Consider the following 16,775-nt stretch of genomic DNA (forward strand, 5'->3'; position numbering starts at 1 on the left):
GCTCAGCGCCGGGCGGTCCGTCGTTTACCGCTCTTGTTGTCTGAACGGTCGCTGGTGTGAGAATGCTGTGCGTGGCAAACATTGCGTTCGTTGCCATTTCACTTCGTTGGCAAATTTCTGGCTTTGTCACGATCCGGCATCGCAGCGCGTTTTCGAAACCGCATTCCGCGCATAACTGCATATAGAAGAGCGATAAAATCGAGAACTTCGTATGGAAGTCTTCGGTCCCGAGTGTCGATCTCTGTGCACAACAGTTGCGGTCAATGGCGAGCGCGCGGTGAAAGGTCGGATCGATGCGAGCAGGTGTAGTACGCGGGATGGTTGCCGGACGTGCCGTGCGGGCGGATCGGCGCTGGCTGCGGCGCGCGCTGCTCGGCCTCGCCGTGACGCTGGCCCTGCCGTTCGGCGCCGCGCTCGGCGGTCTCGGCCCGGCCGCGCGGGCCGGTTTCGACCCCGCGGGCTTCGACTTCTGGGTCGACTCCAGCATGGGGCCGATCAAATCCCGGATCTTCCGTGCCGCCGACGGCAACACCCGCCGGGTGGTCTACGCGCTCGACGGACTGCGCGCCCGCAACGATCTGAGCGGCTGGGAAATCGACACCGACATCTCGCGGGTCCTGACGAGCTGGAACATCAACGTGGTGATGCCGGTCGGCGGGCAGTCCAGCTTCTACTCGGATTGGGTCGCGCCGAGCAATACCAACGGGCAGCTGCAGCCGTACGCATGGGAGAGTTTCCTGTCGAACAATCTGCGTTGGGCGTTGCGCGACCGGCTGGGTTTCCACCCGTACGGCAACGGGGTGTTCGGCCTGTCCATGGGTGGCAGTGCCGCGCTCGCACTGGCGGCTTACCATCCCGACCAGTTTCGTTATGCCGCTTCTTATTCCGGCTATCTGAACATTTCGGCGCCCGCCATGAAAGAAGGCTTGCGCCTGGCCATGCTCGACGCGGGCGGGTTCAACATCGACGCCATGTGGGGTCCGCCATGGGATGCGCGCTGGTTGCGCAACGATCCGTTCATGTTCGCGCCGCTGTTGCGTGCCAACGGAACTCGGCTCTGGATCGCCACCGGCAATGGCGTCAACGGACCACGGGACGTGATCAACTCGCCGATCGACGTCTACCACCTCGGTAATGCGATGGCTTTGGAAACGATCGCACTGGCCAACACTCGCGCCTTTGAAGCGCGGCTTAACAGTCTCGGCCCGAGCAACGCGAACTTCGTCTACACCCCGGTGGGTGTGCACAGCTGGAACTACTGGCAGGACCAGGTGTTCCAGATGCTGCCCGACCTGAGCGCGAATTTGGGGTGAGCTGACACTTCCGGCCATCAGGTGAAAATTTGGTGCTCCGGCACGACAATCACCGCGTCGACGCGATAGGGTCACCGCACCATCACAGATTGCGTACGGGCGGATTTCGGCCACCTGGTTGCCTCGGCCTTGCTAAGGCTTCGGGCGTCGAATATCGTCCAGCGAGCGCAAGTGTGACCAGATCGTTGTAGCGCGGTCGCCTGTGCCGGAAAGTCGGGGTCCGGTGTGGAGCGGCGTGCGTCTCGTTGGCAGCACTGGTGTGGTTGCGCCCTCCCGGGTCGCCGACCGCACCACAACAGGCAGAAAAGCAGAAAGAGAGCAGGATTCATGCGTTTCGGCAGGGCGGCCGCGCCGATGAGAACCAAGTCGGGCCGGCGCGGCGCACCGCGTAGTTGGCGCCAACGAATTCTGGCTGTCGGTGCCGCCGCGCTGGCGCTACCGATCGCCGCCGGTGTGGCGGCCCCGATCGCCACCGCGGCGCCGGTGCAGGCGCCGGTATTGCGTTCTCCCGCAGGCGGCTTCGAAGATCTGATGGTCCCGTCCAGCATGGGCCCGATCAAGGTCCAGGTGCAGTGGGCCTCGCGCGGCGGCAACGCGGCGCTCTACCTGCTCGACGGACTCCGTGCTCGCGACGACCGCAACGCCTGGTCGTTCGAGACGAACGCGCTGCAGCAGTTCGCGAACGACAACATCACCCTGGTCATGCCGGTCGGTGGCCAGTCCAGCTTCTACACGGACTGGTACGCGCCGAGCAACACCAACGGCCAGAAGACCACCTACAAGTGGGAAACCTTCCTGACCAAGGAACTCCCCGCCTTCCTCGAGGGCTACGGCGTCTCGCGCACCAACAACGCGGTGGCCGGCCTCTCGATGGGTGGCAGTGGCGCCCTGGCGCTGGCCGCGTACCACCGCGATCAGTTCAAGTTCGCCGCGTCCTACTCGGGCTACCTGAACATCTCCGCGCCCGGTATGCGCGAGGCGATCCGCATCGCGATGCTCGACGCGGGCAAGTTCAACGTCGACTCGATGGCCGCCCCGTGGAGCCCCGCATGGCTGCGGATGGACCCGTTCGTGTTCGCGCCGCAGCTCAAGGGCCTGCCGATGTACATCTCGGCGGCCAGTGGTCTGCCGGGCCAGTACGACAACCCGAACTCGGCGGTCGGCGTGTTCAACACCGGTAACGCGATGGCGCTCGAGGCGCTCTCGCTGGTGAACACCCGCGCGTTCCAGGCTCGCCTGGCCTCGCTCGGCATCCCGGCCCGGTTCGACTTCCCGGCCACCGGCACGCACTCCTGGAAGTACTGGGAGGGCCAGCTCTTCGCCTCCCGCAACCAGATCCTGGACGCCACCGGCGCCTGGTGACCTGCTGACCGACGGCTCGGGCCGCACCCTTCTCGGGTGCGGCCCGAGTTGCTTTTCGGGACAGGTGGTTTCGCGTGGTCCTGCGCGTGTCTCCCCGAAACCTGGCCGTTACGGGGGTAGAAAGCTCTTGTGGCAGGGATTCGGCGCGGCAGATGGGGGCGACGCGAGCGTCGCGGCGGTCGTCCGTCGCGCGGGCGGTCGGTGCTGCTCGCCACCGCCATGGTCATCCCGCTCGCCGCGGGTATCGCGCCCGCCGCCGCCCAGCCTGTTCCCGAGCCCGCACCCGCGGTGGATCCCGTCGCGGCGGCGACGGTGCAGAAGGTGATCTGGCTGACCGACCGCCGGGTCGCGCTGTGGATCAATTCCCCGTCGATGGCGGCCCCGATCCAGGTGCAACTGCTGCTCGCCCGAGACTGGGCCACCCGCCCCGACGCCCGGTTCCCGGTGCTGTACCTGCTCGACGGCCTGCGCGCCACCGACGACGAGAGCGGCTGGACCAAGGACGCGGGCGCCGTCGATTTCTTCGCGGACAAGAACGTCACCGTCGTGCTGCCGATCGGCGGTCAGTCCAGCTTCTACTCGGACTGGTTGCAGCCCAACAACGGCAAGACCTACAAGTGGGAAACCTTCCTGACCAGGGAACTGCCGCCGTTGCTCGAGGGCCAGTGGCGGGCCACGGATGTCCGTGGCATGGAAGGACTTTCGATGGGCGGCACGGCGGCCATGTTCCTGGCCGCCCGCAACCCCGGCTTCGTCAAGTACGCGGCCTCCTACTCGGGCTTCCTCACCACGACCACCATCGGCATGCCGCAGGCCATCCAGTTCGCCATGCGGGACGCGGGCGGCTACGACGTCGGCGCCATGTGGGGCCCGGCGGGCGGCCCGGAGTGGGCCGCGCACGACCCGTACACCCAGGCCGAGAAGCTGAAGGGCGTCTCGCTCTACGTGTCCAGCGGCAGCGGTGCCACCGGCCCGTTCGACCAGGCGTCGGCCATCCCCGGAGTCAGCACCAACTACGCGGGCATGGGTCTGGAGATCCTGTCCCGGCTCACCTCGCAGAACTTCGTCACCAAGCTGGGCAGGCTGGCCATTCCCGCGCAGGTGAATTACCGCCCGTCCGGCACGCATTCGTGGCCCTACTGGGATTTCGAGATGCGCCAGTCCTGGGCGCAGGCCGCCAACGCGCTCGGTGTCGACGCGGGCAAGGGCGCGTGCAGTGTCGGCGGCTCCATCGCGCCGGTGGCCGCGGCGAACGCCTGGCTCGGCGATTGCCAGTCCCCGGAGTATCCGGTGGCGGGCGGTGTGGCCCAGGACTTCCGGTCCGGCCGGGTCTATTACACGCAGGCCGACGGCGCGCATCCGGTCGGCGGCATGATCGGCGGCGGTTACCAGGCCGCGCAGGGCCCGGCCGGTCCGCTCGGCTTGCCGACCGGTGACGAGCGCGGCCTGCCCGACGGCCGCGGCCGCATGCAGTCGTTCCAGCACGGTGCCCTCTATTGGACTCCGCAGACCGGCGCCCAGGTGGTGCGCGGCGCGATCCTCGACGAGTGGGGCAGGCAGGGTTACGAGGGCGGCCCGGCGGGCTACCCGATCGCGCCCGAGGTCAAGACGCCGAACCGGGACGGCGCGGTGCAGGCGTTCGAGCACGGCCCGTTCTACTACGGCGCCAAGACCGGGGTGCACCGGGTGCAGGGCCTGATCTTGGACAAGTTCGCCCAAATGGGTTACGAGAACAGCTGGCTCGGGTTCCCCGCCACCGAGGAGCAGTCGCTGAAGGATCTCGGCCGGTACAGCCGTTTCGAGGGCGGCAATATCTACTGGAGCCCGCTGTCCGGCGCCTGGGCGGTGAAGAACGGTCCGCTCATGGATGCCTGGCAGGTGCTCGGCTATGAGAACGGCAAACTCGGGTATCCGATCAGCGACGAGTTCCCCGTCCCGGGTGGTGTGCAGCAGAACTTCCAGGCCGGCTACATCGTCGTGAAGGACGGTAAGCCCGAGGTGCACGGCCTTTAGTACGGACCGGTCTGTTTCTTGACCGGCCGCGCTCTGGGCCGACTTTCCTTTAGCCTGGTGGGCGACCTCCCCCGTTTGCGAACAGATCGAGGACAGAATTCATGCAGAGGACCCGTGGCAAGGTATTCGGCGTTGTCGTGGCGATCGCCGCGACCGGCTTGCTCGCCGCCTGTGGTGGCAACGATTCCACCGCGTCGAGCACGCCGACGCTGACCCGCACCACGGCGGCAACGCAGCCGCCCGCCTCGTCCACCCCCGGCGACACCGCACCGTCCCCGGCACCGGCGCCCGCCCCGGCACCGGCGCCCGAATCCGAGCAGGCGCCGGCTCCCGCGCCGGAGCGGCCGGAGCCGATCGAGTCCGCGCCGCCCGCCGACACCTCGAAGCTCACCGACAAGGACAAGAAGTACCTCGACGCGCTGAAGCAGCAGGGTGTCACGCCGTCCACCCCGGATATCGCGCTCAGCGTCGCGGGCTACGTCTGCCAGGGCATCGCCTCCGGTGCGTCCGATCAAGACCTGATGACCTTCGTGACCGCGATGGCCGGTTCCGACCCGTCCTTCGATCCGGCGAAGATGCCGGTGGAGAAGGCCGGGCAGATCTACGTCAGCGCCGCTAAGCAGACGTACTGCCAGTGAGCCCGCGCCGCGGAACGACATCCCGCCGGTCCCGGCCGGCGGGATGCCTGCTGCTGCTCGCGATCCCGGTGCTGATCATCATCGTGGTGCTGCTGCTGTGGTACCTGCTCGCCGGACCGCTGCGGCAACCCAAGCCGGGGCCCAAGCCGCCGGAGGAGCCCACCTCTCAGCCCGCGGACTGCCCGGACGTGCAGATGATCTCGGTGCCCGGCACCTGGGAATCGAACAGCAACGACGATCCGCACAACCCGACGGCGAACCCGAACTCGTTGATGCTCAACATCTCCGGTCCGGTGGCGCAGCAGTTCCCCAAGGAGCGGCTCGACGTCTACACCGTCCCCTATGTCGCGCAGTTCTCCAATCCGATCGCGATCCCCCCGGACGGGCAGCAGTCGTACAACAACAGCCGGACCGAGGGCACGCAGAACATGGTCAAGGCCATGCAGGAGCGGGCGAGCAGGTGTCCGCTGACCAACTACGTGATCGCCGGCTTCTCCCAGGGCGCGGTCATCGCGGGTGACGTCACCAGTCAGATCGCCGCGGGCAAGGGACCGGTCCCGGCGAAGCGGATCCTCGGCGTGACGCTGATCTCGGACGGCCGCCGCACCGGTGACACCGGTCCCGGTCAGGCGGTGCAGATCGGTGCGGTGCCCGCCGGCGTGGGCGCCGAGGTGGCGTTGAAGGGTCTCAATGTGCCCGGTATCACGATGACCGGACCGCGCCCGGGCGGCTTCGGCGAGCTGGCCGAGCGGACCTTCACCATCTGCGCACAGGGCGACCTGATCTGTGACGCACCGCGAGAGGCCTTGAGCCCATGGAACATCATGGGCAGCGTCGGCGCGCTGGTGCGCGCGGCGGGCAATCCGGTGCACGCGCTGTACAACGGATTCATCGTCGACGACAACGGCACCACGTCCACCCAGTGGACCGCGAACTGGGCGAACGGCCTCATCGAGTCGGCCCCGCATCCGCCGCACTCGTGAGATCTCACAGGCCGTCCTCCGGTGTGTGCCCAGTACACCCAGTAGTGCCGGAGCAAGCGCGCGTCCGGCTGGACACGACGCTGTAAAGTGCGCTGGTGATCGCGACGCGGGTAACCCGTACCGAGTGTCGGGTATGACCGCCCCGCACTGTCGCGCCCGGATTTCCTTACAGCCAGGAGCATGAGTTCATGACAGAAGCCGCCGCCCCGGCCGGTGAGTTGACCGCGCTGGGTACGCCGCTGCGCAGCTTCCGCTTCGCGGCAGCTGGTGAGGGAAACAAGCAAGAAGGTGGCGCCCGCAAGTTCATCCAGACGGCGCAGCAGGCCGAGGAGTACGGCTTCGACAGTTTCGTCGTGCCCGACCACCTCGGCGACCAGATCGGCCCGATCGCCGCGCTCGGCGCGCTGACCCAGGCCACCGAGCGGATCCGGCTCGGAACCTCGGTGCTGGCCAACGGCTTCCGCAACCCGGTGGTGCTGGCCAAGGATCTGGCCACCATCGACGTGCTGTCCAAGGGCAGGCTCGAGGTCGGTCTCGGCGCGGGCTGGAAGCAGGACGAGTTCGCCGCCGCGGGCATCGCCTACGAGACGCCCGGCGTCCGCCTGGAGAAGCTGGACGAGGCGCTGACCATTCTCGACGTGCTGCTGCGCGGTCAGGAGTGCACCTTCGAGGGCAAGCACTACCAGGTGCACGGCGTCAAGGGCACGCCGCGTCCGCGGCAGGGTCCGCGCCCGCCGATCTGCACCGGCGGCGGCGGTCCGAAGATGTTGCGCCTGGCCGCCAAGCACGCCGACATCATCTCCGTCGTCCCGGTCACCACCAAGCACGGTAAAGGCCTCTTGTCGGGCATCACCATGGCCAAGACGATCGAGAAGGTGAACCTGATCCGCGAGGCCGCGGGTGATCGGTTCGCCGATATCGAGCTGAACTGGGCCATCACCGCGATCGTCATCACCGACGACCGCGAGAAGACCGCTGAGATGGCGCTTTCCGCGATCGATCGGGGCCTGCACCCGGATCTCGAGGTGGACGTGAAGCTTTCGGTCGAGGAGATCCTCGAGTCGCCCTACGTCGCCATCGGAACGTTCGAGGAAATCGCCGAGCAGATCCGGCGTGTGCGCCAACTCACCTCGATGTCGTATGTCGGGGTATTTCCCACCCAGATGGACGCATTCGCCCCCGTTATTCCCCTGCTGCGAGACGAGTGACCGGGCCTTCTCTGTAACATAACCCTGGTTTGAGTACATCTAGCCGATAGCGGTCACCGCGCAGACCGCCCAGAATCTGCAAGCTGACTCTCCGCACAGTGGGAGCAGCCAGCGGGCGAAAGCGAGTCGGGGCCTCACAGGTAACAGCGGCGTAGTCGCCGTCTTGCTGCGTGTGCCTCGGAGGAGAAGAAGGAATGGAAGAGACTTTCGACGACTACCTGGACGAGACCGGGAACATCCGAATTCCCGAGGATCACACCCTGGTCGATCACGTCGAGAAGCACACCCGGAACGACGCGAACACTCTGGCGTACCGCTACATCGATTACTCGCGTGAGCGTGATGGTGAGGCCCAGGAACTGACGTGGCGTGAGTTCGGCATTCGGCTGCGCGCGGTGGCCGCTCGACTGCAGCAGGTGACCAACCCGGGCGACCGGGTCGCGATCCTGGCGCCGCAGGGCTTGGATTACGTGGTCTCCTTCTTCGCCGCGATCTACGCGGGCACCATCTCGGTGCCGCTGTTCGACCCCGACGAGCCGGGTCATACCGACCGCCTGCACGCCGTGCTCGGCGACTGCGAGCCTGCCGCCATCCTCACCGCGAGCTCCTCCGCGGCCGGCGTGCGGCAGTTCTTCCGTTCGCTGCCCGCCGCCCAGCGCCCGCGCATCATCGCGGTGGACGCGATCCCCGACAGCGTCGGTGAGGGCTGGGTGCGTCCGGACATCGCCATCGATGACATCGCCTACCTGCAGTACACCTCGGGCTCGACCCGGACCCCGGCCGGTGTGGAGATCACCCACCGCGCGGTCGGCACCAACCTGCTGCAGATGGTCAACTCGATCAACCTGGACTGGAACTCGCGCGGTGTCACCTGGCTGCCGCTGTTCCACGACATGGGCCTGCTCACGGTGATCCTGCCGGCGGTCGGCGGCAAGTTCATCACCATCATGTCGCCGAGCGCGTTCGTGCGCCGCCCCTACCGCTGGATCAAGGAACTGGCCGCGCAGTCCGACGGTGCCGGAACCTTCGCCGCCGCACCGAATTTCGCGTTCGAGCATGCCGCCGCGCGTGGTCTGCCGAAGAACGGCGAGTCGCTGGATCTGTCCAACGTGATCGGCCTGATCAACGGCAGCGAGCCGGTGACCACCGCGTCGATGAAGAAGTTCAACGAGGCCTTCGCGCCCTACGGCCTACCCAAGACCGCGATCAAGCCGTGCTACGGCATGGCCGAGGCGACGCTGTTCGTGTCGGCGACCAAGGCCGAGGACGAGGCCAAGGTCACCTGGGTCGATCGCAACGAGCTCAATGCCGGCCGCATGGTCAAGGTCGAGCAGGGCACCGACAACGCCATCGCGCAGGTCTCCTGCGGTTACGTCGCGCTGTCGCAGTGGGCCGTGATCGTCGATCCGGAAACCGTCGAGGCCGATGGGGGCCAGGAACTACCCGACGGCCGGGTCGGTGAGATCTGGTTGCACGGCAACAACATGGGCATCGGCTACTGGGGTCGCCCCGACGAGACCTCGGCCACCTTCCAGAACAAGGTGCCCCATCGCCTCGCCGAGGGCAGCCACGCCGAAGGCACCGACCGCGACGCCAACTGGATGCGCACCGGCGACTACGGCGTGTACCTCGACGGCGAGCTCTACATCACCGGCCGGGTCAAGGACCTGGTCATCGTCGACGGCCGCAACCACTACCCGCAGGACCTCGAGTTCTCCGCACAGGAAGCCTCCAAGGCGTTGCGCCCCGGCTTCGTCGCCGCGTTCTCGGTGCCCGCGAACCAGCTGCCCGCGCTCGTCTTCGACCAGGGCAGCCACTCCGGCCTGAAGTTCGACGCCGACGACGGCTCCGAGCAACTGGTGATCGTGGCCGAGCGCGGCCCCGGCGCGGGCAAAGCCGACCCACTGCCGATCGCCGACGAAGTACGCGCCGCGGTGGCCGCGCGCCACGGCGTCACCGTCCGTGACGTCCTGCTGGTCCCCGCGGGCTCGATCCCGCGCACCTCCAGCGGCAAGATCGCCCGGCGCGCCTGCAAGGCCGCCTATCTGGAGGGAACACTGCGCGGTGGTTACACCCAGCAGGCCTTCCCCGATGCACCCGAGGAAGAATGACGGAAGTTCCCGCCTCGATCAGGTCGGAACAGTGGTTGTCTGGCTCGCCACTCGGTTCCGGCCTGTGCCGGAACGACACCGAGTGATCCGGGCCGTCAATCCCCGCCGCGCAACCGCACGCAGACAGGTAGCTTGAGGAATTGATGGCCGACAACGAGTCCACCCAGACGACCGATAACTTGCCCGCCGAGCAGGGTGCCGACCAGGCGCCCGCGCCGGTGACCGCTGCCGCCACGAGTGGTGCGCGGACCGATCTGTCCGTGGCCGAGCTGCGTGAGTGGCTGCGCCGCTGGGTCGCCGACGCGACCGGGCAGTCGATCGAGGCGATCACCGTGGACCGGCCGATGGAAGAGTTCGGGCTCGCCTCGCGCGACGCCCTCGCCCTCGGCGGCGACATCGAGGAACTCACCGGCGTGGTGCTGAACGCGACCGTCGTCTACCAGCATCCGACCATCGCGTCGCTGGCCGAGGTGGTCATCAACGGCGAGCCGGAAAGCGTGGACGAAGGCTCCGACGACTCCTTCTATACCGCGGGCTACCAGCCGGGCCAGGCACACGACATCGCCATCGTCGGCCTGTCCACCCGGTTGCCCGGCGCGGGCGATACGCCGGAATCGACCTGGGAGTTCCTGATCAATCGCGGGGACGGGATCCGGGAGCGGCCGGAAGGCCGCTGGGCGGAGTTCATGAACGAGCCCGCGATCGCCAAGGCCGTCGCCGAAGGCAATACGCTGGGCGGCTATCTGGACGAGGACGTCGTCAAGGGTTTCGACGCCGAGTTCTTCGCCATGTCGCCCATCGAGGTGGAGCGGGTCGACCCGCAGCAGCGCCTGATGATGGAACTGACCTGGGAAGCGTTGGAGCACGCCAGGATTCCCGCCAGCGAGCTCAAAGGCGAGGCGGTCGGCCTGTTCGTCGGCTCGTCCACCAGCGACTTCATGCTGATCGCCGCCCTCGGCCTCGGCGCGGAACTGGATCCGAACGTCCCCGCGTCCGCACAGGCGTACGGCATCATGGGTAGCTCCAACGGCATCATCGCCAACCGCATTTCCTACTTCTTCGATTTCCGCGGCCCGTCCGTCACGGTCGACACCGCCTGCTCCTCGACGCTGGTCGCTGTGCACCAAGCGGTGCGCGCCCTGCGTGAAGGCGACGCAGACGTGGCGTTGGCCGGTGGCGTGAACATGCTGCTCGCCCCGGTCACCACCCTCGGCTTCGATCAGAACGGCGGCGTGGCGAAGAACGGCCGGATCAAGGCGTTCTCCTCCGACGCGGACGGCATGGTGCGTTCCGAGGGCGCGGGCCTCGTGGTGCTCAAGCGCCTGGCCGACGCCGAGCGTGACGGCGACCGAATCATGGCCGTCATCAAGGGTTCCGCCGTCAACAACGACGGCCGGTCCAACGGCCTGCTCGCACCGAACCCCGACGCGCAGGCCGATGTGCTGCGCCGCGCGTACCGCGATGCGGGCATCGTGCCGTCCACGGTCGACTACATCGAAGCCCACGGCACCGGCACCGCGATCGGTGACCCGATCGAGGCCGACGCGCTCGGCCGGGTGGTCGGCCGCGGCCGCGACGCCGACAAGCCCGCGCTGCTCGGCTCGGTGAAGACCAACGTCGGTCACCTGGAGTCCGGTGCGGGTGCGGCCAGCCTGGCCAAGGTCGTGATGGCCTTCCAGCACAACGTGATTCCGCCGAACATCAACTACGCGGGACCACATCCGTACATCCCGTGGGATCAGGCGCACCTGAAGGTGGTCGCCGAGCCGACGGAATTCCCCCGCTACAGCGGCACCGCCACGGTCGGCATCTCGGGCTTCGGCTTCGGCGGCACCAACGCGCATGTCGTTGTGCAGGAATACGTTCCGGCTGCGGCCCAGATCGCCGCCACCCCGGAGCCCGCGTCCCAGGCGGTCGCGGCTGTTGACGCCGATGTCGCCGAGTCGGCGGCCGATGTCGCCGAGCTGCAGGCCGAACTCGACGACGAAACGACAGATGTGATCGCGGAAGCGGACGCGATCGTCGCCGCCGCGGACGAAGACGACATCGACGTCCCCGAGCCGGTCGCGGAGACCGCCGCCCCGGTCACGGAAGTGGTTGCCGCCGTTGCGGAGTGGACCGCCGAGCGTACCGAGCCGCTCCCGATGATCCTGCCGGTCTCCGGTTACTTGCCCTCACGCCGCCGCCGCGCCGCCGGTGAACTGGCCGACTGGCTGGAATCCGAAGCGGGCCGCGATGTTTCGCTCGAGGACGTGGCCAGGTCGCTGGCCAAGCGCAGCCACTGGCGTTCGCGCGGTGTGGTGCTCGCCAAGACGCACGAGGAGGCCGTCGCCGGGCTGCGTGCCATCGCGGCGGGTAAGCCGGGCAACGGCGTGTTCACCGCGGACGCGCCCGCCGCCGTCGGCCCGGTGTGGGTGCTCTCCGGTTTCGGTGCCCAGCACCGCAAGATGGCCAAGGCGCTGTACCTGGAGAATTCCATCTTCGCCAAGGCCGTCGACCAGGTCGACGAGCTGGTGCAGGACGAGGCCGGGTACTCGATCCGGGACATGTTCCTCGACGACGGCCAGGACTACAACGTCGGCACCTCGCAGGTCGGCATCTTCACCATCCAGATCGGCCTGGCCGCGCTGCTGCGCGCGCACGGTGCGGAACCCGATGCGGTGGTGGGTCATTCGATGGGCGAGGTCGCCGAGGCGTACATCGCCGGTGGCCTGCCGCTCGAGGACGCGGTCCGGGTGATCTGCGCCCGCTCGCGCCTGATGTACGAGGGCGAGCAGATGCTCACCGACAACGACGTGCGCAACATGGCGCTCGTCGAATACAGCGCCGAGGACATCGAGAAGCTGCTCGCCGAATTCCCGGACGTCGAGGTCGGCGTCTACGCGGCCCCGACCAACACGGTGATCGGCGGCCCGCGCGAGCAGGTCGAGGCGATCGTGGCGCGGGTGGAGGCGGAGGGCAAGTTCGCCCGGATCCTGCAGACCCGCGGCGCGGGCCACACCTCGCAGATGGATCCGTTGCTCGGCGAGCTGGCCGCGGAGCTGGCCGGCATCGAGCCGACCAAGCTGAAGACCGGTCTCTACTCGACCGTGCACAAGGGCGAGTTCTACCGCGCGGGCACCGATCCGGTGCACAACGAGGACTACTGGGTGAAGAACATGCGCGGCAGCGTGTACTTCACCAACGCGGTGAAGCTCGCGGTCGACGCGGGCCACACCACCTTCCTGGAGCTCGCGCCGAACTCGGTCGCGCTGATGCAGGTGCTCGGCACCACCTTCGCCGCGGGTCTGCACGACGCGCAGCTCATTCCGACGCTCAAGCGCAAGGAAGACGAGGCGGCCGGCGTGATCGGCGCGCTGGCGCAGCTGTACGTGCACGGGCACAAGGTGGACCTGTCCTCGCTGCTGACCCCCGGCGCGTACGCCGACGTGCCGCGAACCACGTTCGTGCGCAAGGAGTACTGGCCGAAGGCGTCGCTGTCCGCGGGCGGCGGCAACACCAGGGTGCCCGGCGCGCACGTGGCGCTGCCGGACGGCAGGCACGCCTGGGAGGTGCAGGCCGCGTCGGCCGGTGACCTGGCCGCGCTCGTGCACGCCGCTGCGGCACAGGTGCTCAGCGAGGTCTCGCTCGGCGCCTCGATCGGGCACGCGACTGTTCCGGCATCGGGCACGCTGACCACCACGCTGACCCCGCACCCCGGCGGTGCGTCGGTGCAGGTCCACGCCAAGGAGGGCGCGAACTTCCGGCTGCTCTTCGACGCCGTGGTCACCTCCGGTGCGCCGCTGCCCGAACCCGTTGTGGCCGAACTCGTTCCGGCGGCCGCCGCCGTGGTCGAACCGTCGGCGGGCACCGACCTCGACGTGGTGGAGACCTTTGGTGACCGCTGGGATCCGAATGGCAGCCAGAAGCTGGAGGACCGGCTCGCGCTGATCGTCGCCGAGTCCATGGGCTACGCGGTCGAGGACCTCCCGATGGAGATCCCGCTGATGGAGCTCGGCCTCGACTCGCTGATGGCGATGCGCATCAAGAACCGCGTCGAATACGAATTCGACATCCCGCAGCTGCAGATCCAGGCCGTGCGCGATGCCAACCTCAACGAGGTCGGCAAGGTGCTGCGCTACGCGGTGGAACACCGCGACGAGTTGCAGGCGGTCGCCGCGAAACAGGCTGCGGGCGAAGAGGTCACCGTCGACGCCGGCTTCATCGAGGCGGCTCGCGCGGCGGTGGCTGCCGGCGAGGACCCGGCCGCGATCGCCGCTGCCGCCGCGAATACCGCTGCACCCGAGGCTGTTTCGCCGTCGAACGTGGATGCCGAGGCCGCTGCGCCGGCTACCGAAGCCGCCGCGCCGGTCGCCGCTGCCGCGCCGGTAGCCGAGACACCTGCCGCACCGGCGGAACCTGCGGTGGCCGAACCTGTTTCGCCGGTTGCCGCGCCTGCTGCCGCCCCGGCCTTCGGCGGTCAGCAGGCCACCGACGAGGACGACGTCCCGCCGCGCGACGCCGCCGAACGACTGACCTTCGCCACCTGGGCGGTGGTCACCGGTAAGTCCGCCGGCGGTATCTTCAACACCCTGCCGATCCTCGAGGAAGAGGTCGCCGAGAAGCTGGCGGCCCGGCTCACCGAACGGGTCAAGGCCGAGGTCACCGTCGACGATGTGCTCGACTGCGAGACCATCGAGCAGCTGGCGGATGTCGTGCGCAACCTGCAGGACAGCGGTGCCGACGTGGACGGTTTCATCCGGCCGCTGCGCCCGCGGGCCGAGGGTTCGAATGCGTTGCCGGTCTTCGTGTTCCACCCGTCGGGCGGTAACACGCTGGTCTACGAACCGCTGCTGAAGCGCCTGCCAGAGGGCACCCCGATGTACGGCTTCGAGCGCGTCGAGGGCGACATCCTGGAGCGGTCGAAGCAGTATCTGACCGAACTCCGCAAGATCCAGGGCGACGGCCCGTACGTGCTGTACGGCTGGTCGCTGGGCGCGGTGTTCGCGTTGCAGGTCGCGCAGCTGCTGCGGGCCGAGGGTGCCGATGTGCGGCTGGTCGGCCTGATCGACCTGGCGCTGCCGATCGAGGACGAGGACAACAGTCCCGAGGAGCGGGTACGCCGGATCGAGCGATACCAGGTCTTCGCGAAGAAGACCTATGGCGTCGAGGGTGAGCTGGATCGCGAGCAGCTGGAGACGCTGGCCGCGGCCTCCGACGAGGAACAGTTCAAGATGATCAGCGACCTGATCAAGATCAGCGGCACCAAGATCCCCGGCGGCGTGCTCGAACATCAGCGCACGTCGTGGATCGAGAGCAGGCACCTGGCCAAGACCCAGCCGACCCGCTACGACGGCGATGTCGTGCTGTACCTGGCGGAGCGGTACCAGGACGGCATGATCGAGCTGGAGCCGCGCTTTGCCGATCGCCGCCCGAACGGCGGGTGGGACGAATACATTCCTAACCTCGAGGTCATCCACATCCCGGGTGACCACCTGCAGATCATCGATGAGCCGCGGATCCAGCAGATCGGAGCCGATCTCACCGCGAAGCTCGCTGCCATCGATGTGAAAGGGGCTCAGTGACTACGACTGCCGAGAAGCTCGCCGACCTGCGCAAAAGGCTTGATCTAGCGCAGGAACCGGCGGGTGAAGCGGGGGTGGCCAAGCGGGCGAAAAAGGGAATTCCCAGCGCCCGCGACCGGATCAACATGCTGCTCGATCCGGGCACCTTCGTGGAAATCGGTGCGCTGGTGCGTAAACCGGGTGACCCGACGGCGCTGTACGGCGACGGCGTGGTCACCGGGCACGGTTTGGTCGAGGGCCGGCCGGTGGCGGTGTTCTCGCACGACCAGACCGTCTACGGTGGTTCGGTCGGCGAGATGTTCGGCCGCAAGGTCGCCGGGATCATGGAGTACGCGGCCAAGGTCGGCTGCCCGGTGGTCGGTATCAACGACTCCGGCGGCGCCCGGGTGCAGGAGGCGGTGACCTCCCTGGCCTGGTATGCCGAGCTGGGCCGCCGCCAGGAGCCGCTGTCCGGTCTGGTGCCGCAGATCTCGATGATCCTCGGCAAGTGCGCCGGTGGCGCCGTGTACGCGCCGATCAACACCGACGTCGTGGTGGCGACCGAAGAGGCGTACATGTTCGTCACCGGCCCCAAGGTGATCCGGGAGGTCACCGGCGAGGACGTGAGCCTCGAGGAACTCGGCGGCGCGCAGAGCCAGGCCGAGTACGGCAACATCCACCATGTCGCGGCGGATGAGAAGGCCGCCTTCGAGTGGGTGCGCGACTACCTGAGCTTCCTGCCGACCAGCTGCCAGGAACTCGCGCCGATCGTGAACCCGGGTCTGGAACCGGAGCGCACCGACAGCGACCTGGAACTGAATTCCCTTGTGCCGGACTCGGACAACGCCGCGTACGACATGCACGACATCCTGCTGCGGATCTTCGACGACGGCGCGTTCCACGAGGTCGGCGGTTCGGCCGGGCGCAACATCATCACCGGGTTCGCCCGGGTGGACGGTCGCAGCGTCGGCGTGGTCGCCAATCAGCCGATGGTGTACGCCGGTGCGCTGGACGCCCGCGCCTCGGACAAAGCGGCGCACTTCGTGCGGTTGTGCGACGCGTTCGAGATCCCGCTCGTCTTCGTGGTGGACACCCCCGGCTTCCTGCCGGGTGTCGAGCAGGAGAAGATCGGCGTGATCAAGCGCGGCGGCCGGTTCCTGTTCTCCTTCGTGGAGGCGACCGTGCCGAAAGTGACTGTGGTGATTCGCAAGTCGTACGGCGGCGGCTACGCGGTGATGGGCTCCAAGCAGCTCGGCGCCGACGTGAACCTGGCCTGGCCCACCGCCCGGATCGCGGTGATGGGCGCCGAGAGCGCGGTCAGCCTGATCGGCGGCAAGCAGATCGAGGCCGCGCCGGAGGAGCAGCGGGCGGCCGTGCGCCAGCAGATGATCGACTTCTACAACGCCACCATGGCGACGCCGTGGGTGGCCGCCGAGCGCGGTTATATCGACGCGGTCATCGAGCCGTCGGCCACCCGGCTGGAGCTGCGCCGCGCGCTGCAGTTGCTGCGGGACAAGACGCAGGCGCGCAACCCGCGCAAACACCACCTGCTGCCGCTGTAGTTCGCGCGGAATCGGGCCGCATCCGTTGGGACGCAGCCCGAT

9 protein-coding genes are annotated in these 16,775 nt (G+C 67.9%); all 9 read left to right on the forward strand.

Annotated features, from left to right (window positions below; genetic code table 11):
• The first annotated feature begins 317 nt into the window (after positions 1–317).
• The 9 genes from O3I_RS00725 (at position 318) to O3I_RS00765 (ending at position 16,733) form a co-directional block, all read left to right on the forward strand.
• Positions 318–1,313: an alpha/beta hydrolase gene (locus tag O3I_RS00725; RefSeq protein ID WP_014980971.1), complete on the forward strand. Its 996-nt coding sequence runs from the start codon at positions 318–320 to the stop codon at positions 1,311–1,313.
• A gap of 327 nt (positions 1,314–1,640) precedes the next feature.
• Positions 1,641–2,675: an alpha/beta hydrolase gene (locus O3I_RS00730; protein WP_014980972.1), complete on the forward strand. Its 1,035-nt coding sequence runs from the start codon at positions 1,641–1,643 to the stop codon at positions 2,673–2,675.
• 219 nt (positions 2,676–2,894) lie between these two features.
• Positions 2,895–4,688, forward strand: coding sequence for an alpha/beta hydrolase-fold protein (locus O3I_RS00735; RefSeq protein WP_051066866.1), 1,794 nt, complete (start codon positions 2,895–2,897; stop codon positions 4,686–4,688).
• Between the two features lie 101 nt (positions 4,689–4,789).
• On the forward strand, positions 4,790–5,326 hold the full coding sequence (locus O3I_RS00740; RefSeq protein WP_041562328.1) for a DUF732 domain-containing protein: 537 nt from the start codon (positions 4,790–4,792) through the stop codon (positions 5,324–5,326).
• Positions 5,323–6,309, forward strand: coding sequence for a cutinase family protein (locus tag O3I_RS00745; RefSeq protein ID WP_014980975.1), 987 nt, complete (start codon positions 5,323–5,325; stop codon positions 6,307–6,309). The genes O3I_RS00740 and O3I_RS00745 overlap by 4 nt, the downstream gene beginning before the upstream one ends.
• A gap of 188 nt (positions 6,310–6,497) precedes the next feature.
• A complete protein-coding gene (locus O3I_RS00750; protein ID WP_014980976.1) occupies positions 6,498–7,517 on the forward strand; it encodes an LLM class F420-dependent oxidoreductase in 1,020 nt (339 codons plus the stop codon).
• 194 nt (positions 7,518–7,711) lie between these two features.
• The gene (gene fadD32, locus O3I_RS00755; RefSeq protein ID WP_014980977.1) at positions 7,712–9,628 is read left to right on the forward strand and encodes a long-chain-fatty-acid--AMP ligase FadD32; all 1,917 of its coding nucleotides are present in this window, start codon (positions 7,712–7,714) and stop codon (positions 9,626–9,628) included.
• A gap of 143 nt (positions 9,629–9,771) precedes the next feature.
• A complete protein-coding gene (gene pks13, locus O3I_RS00760) occupies positions 9,772–15,192 on the forward strand; it encodes a polyketide synthase Pks13 (RefSeq protein ID WP_014980978.1) in 5,421 nt (1,806 codons plus the stop codon).
• Positions 15,189–16,733 carry an acyl-CoA carboxylase subunit beta gene (locus tag O3I_RS00765; protein ID WP_041562329.1) on the forward strand — a complete coding sequence of 515 codons (1,545 nt, stop codon included), beginning with the start codon at positions 15,189–15,191 and terminating at the stop codon, positions 16,731–16,733. Before pks13 ends, O3I_RS00765 begins: the two co-directional genes overlap by 4 nt.
• The last annotated feature ends 42 nt before the right edge of the window (positions 16,734–16,775 follow it).

Origin of the sequence: Nocardia brasiliensis ATCC 700358 (assembly GCF_000250675.2) — a bacterium.
GTDB lineage: Bacteria > Actinomycetota > Actinomycetes > Mycobacteriales > Mycobacteriaceae > Nocardia > Nocardia brasiliensis_B.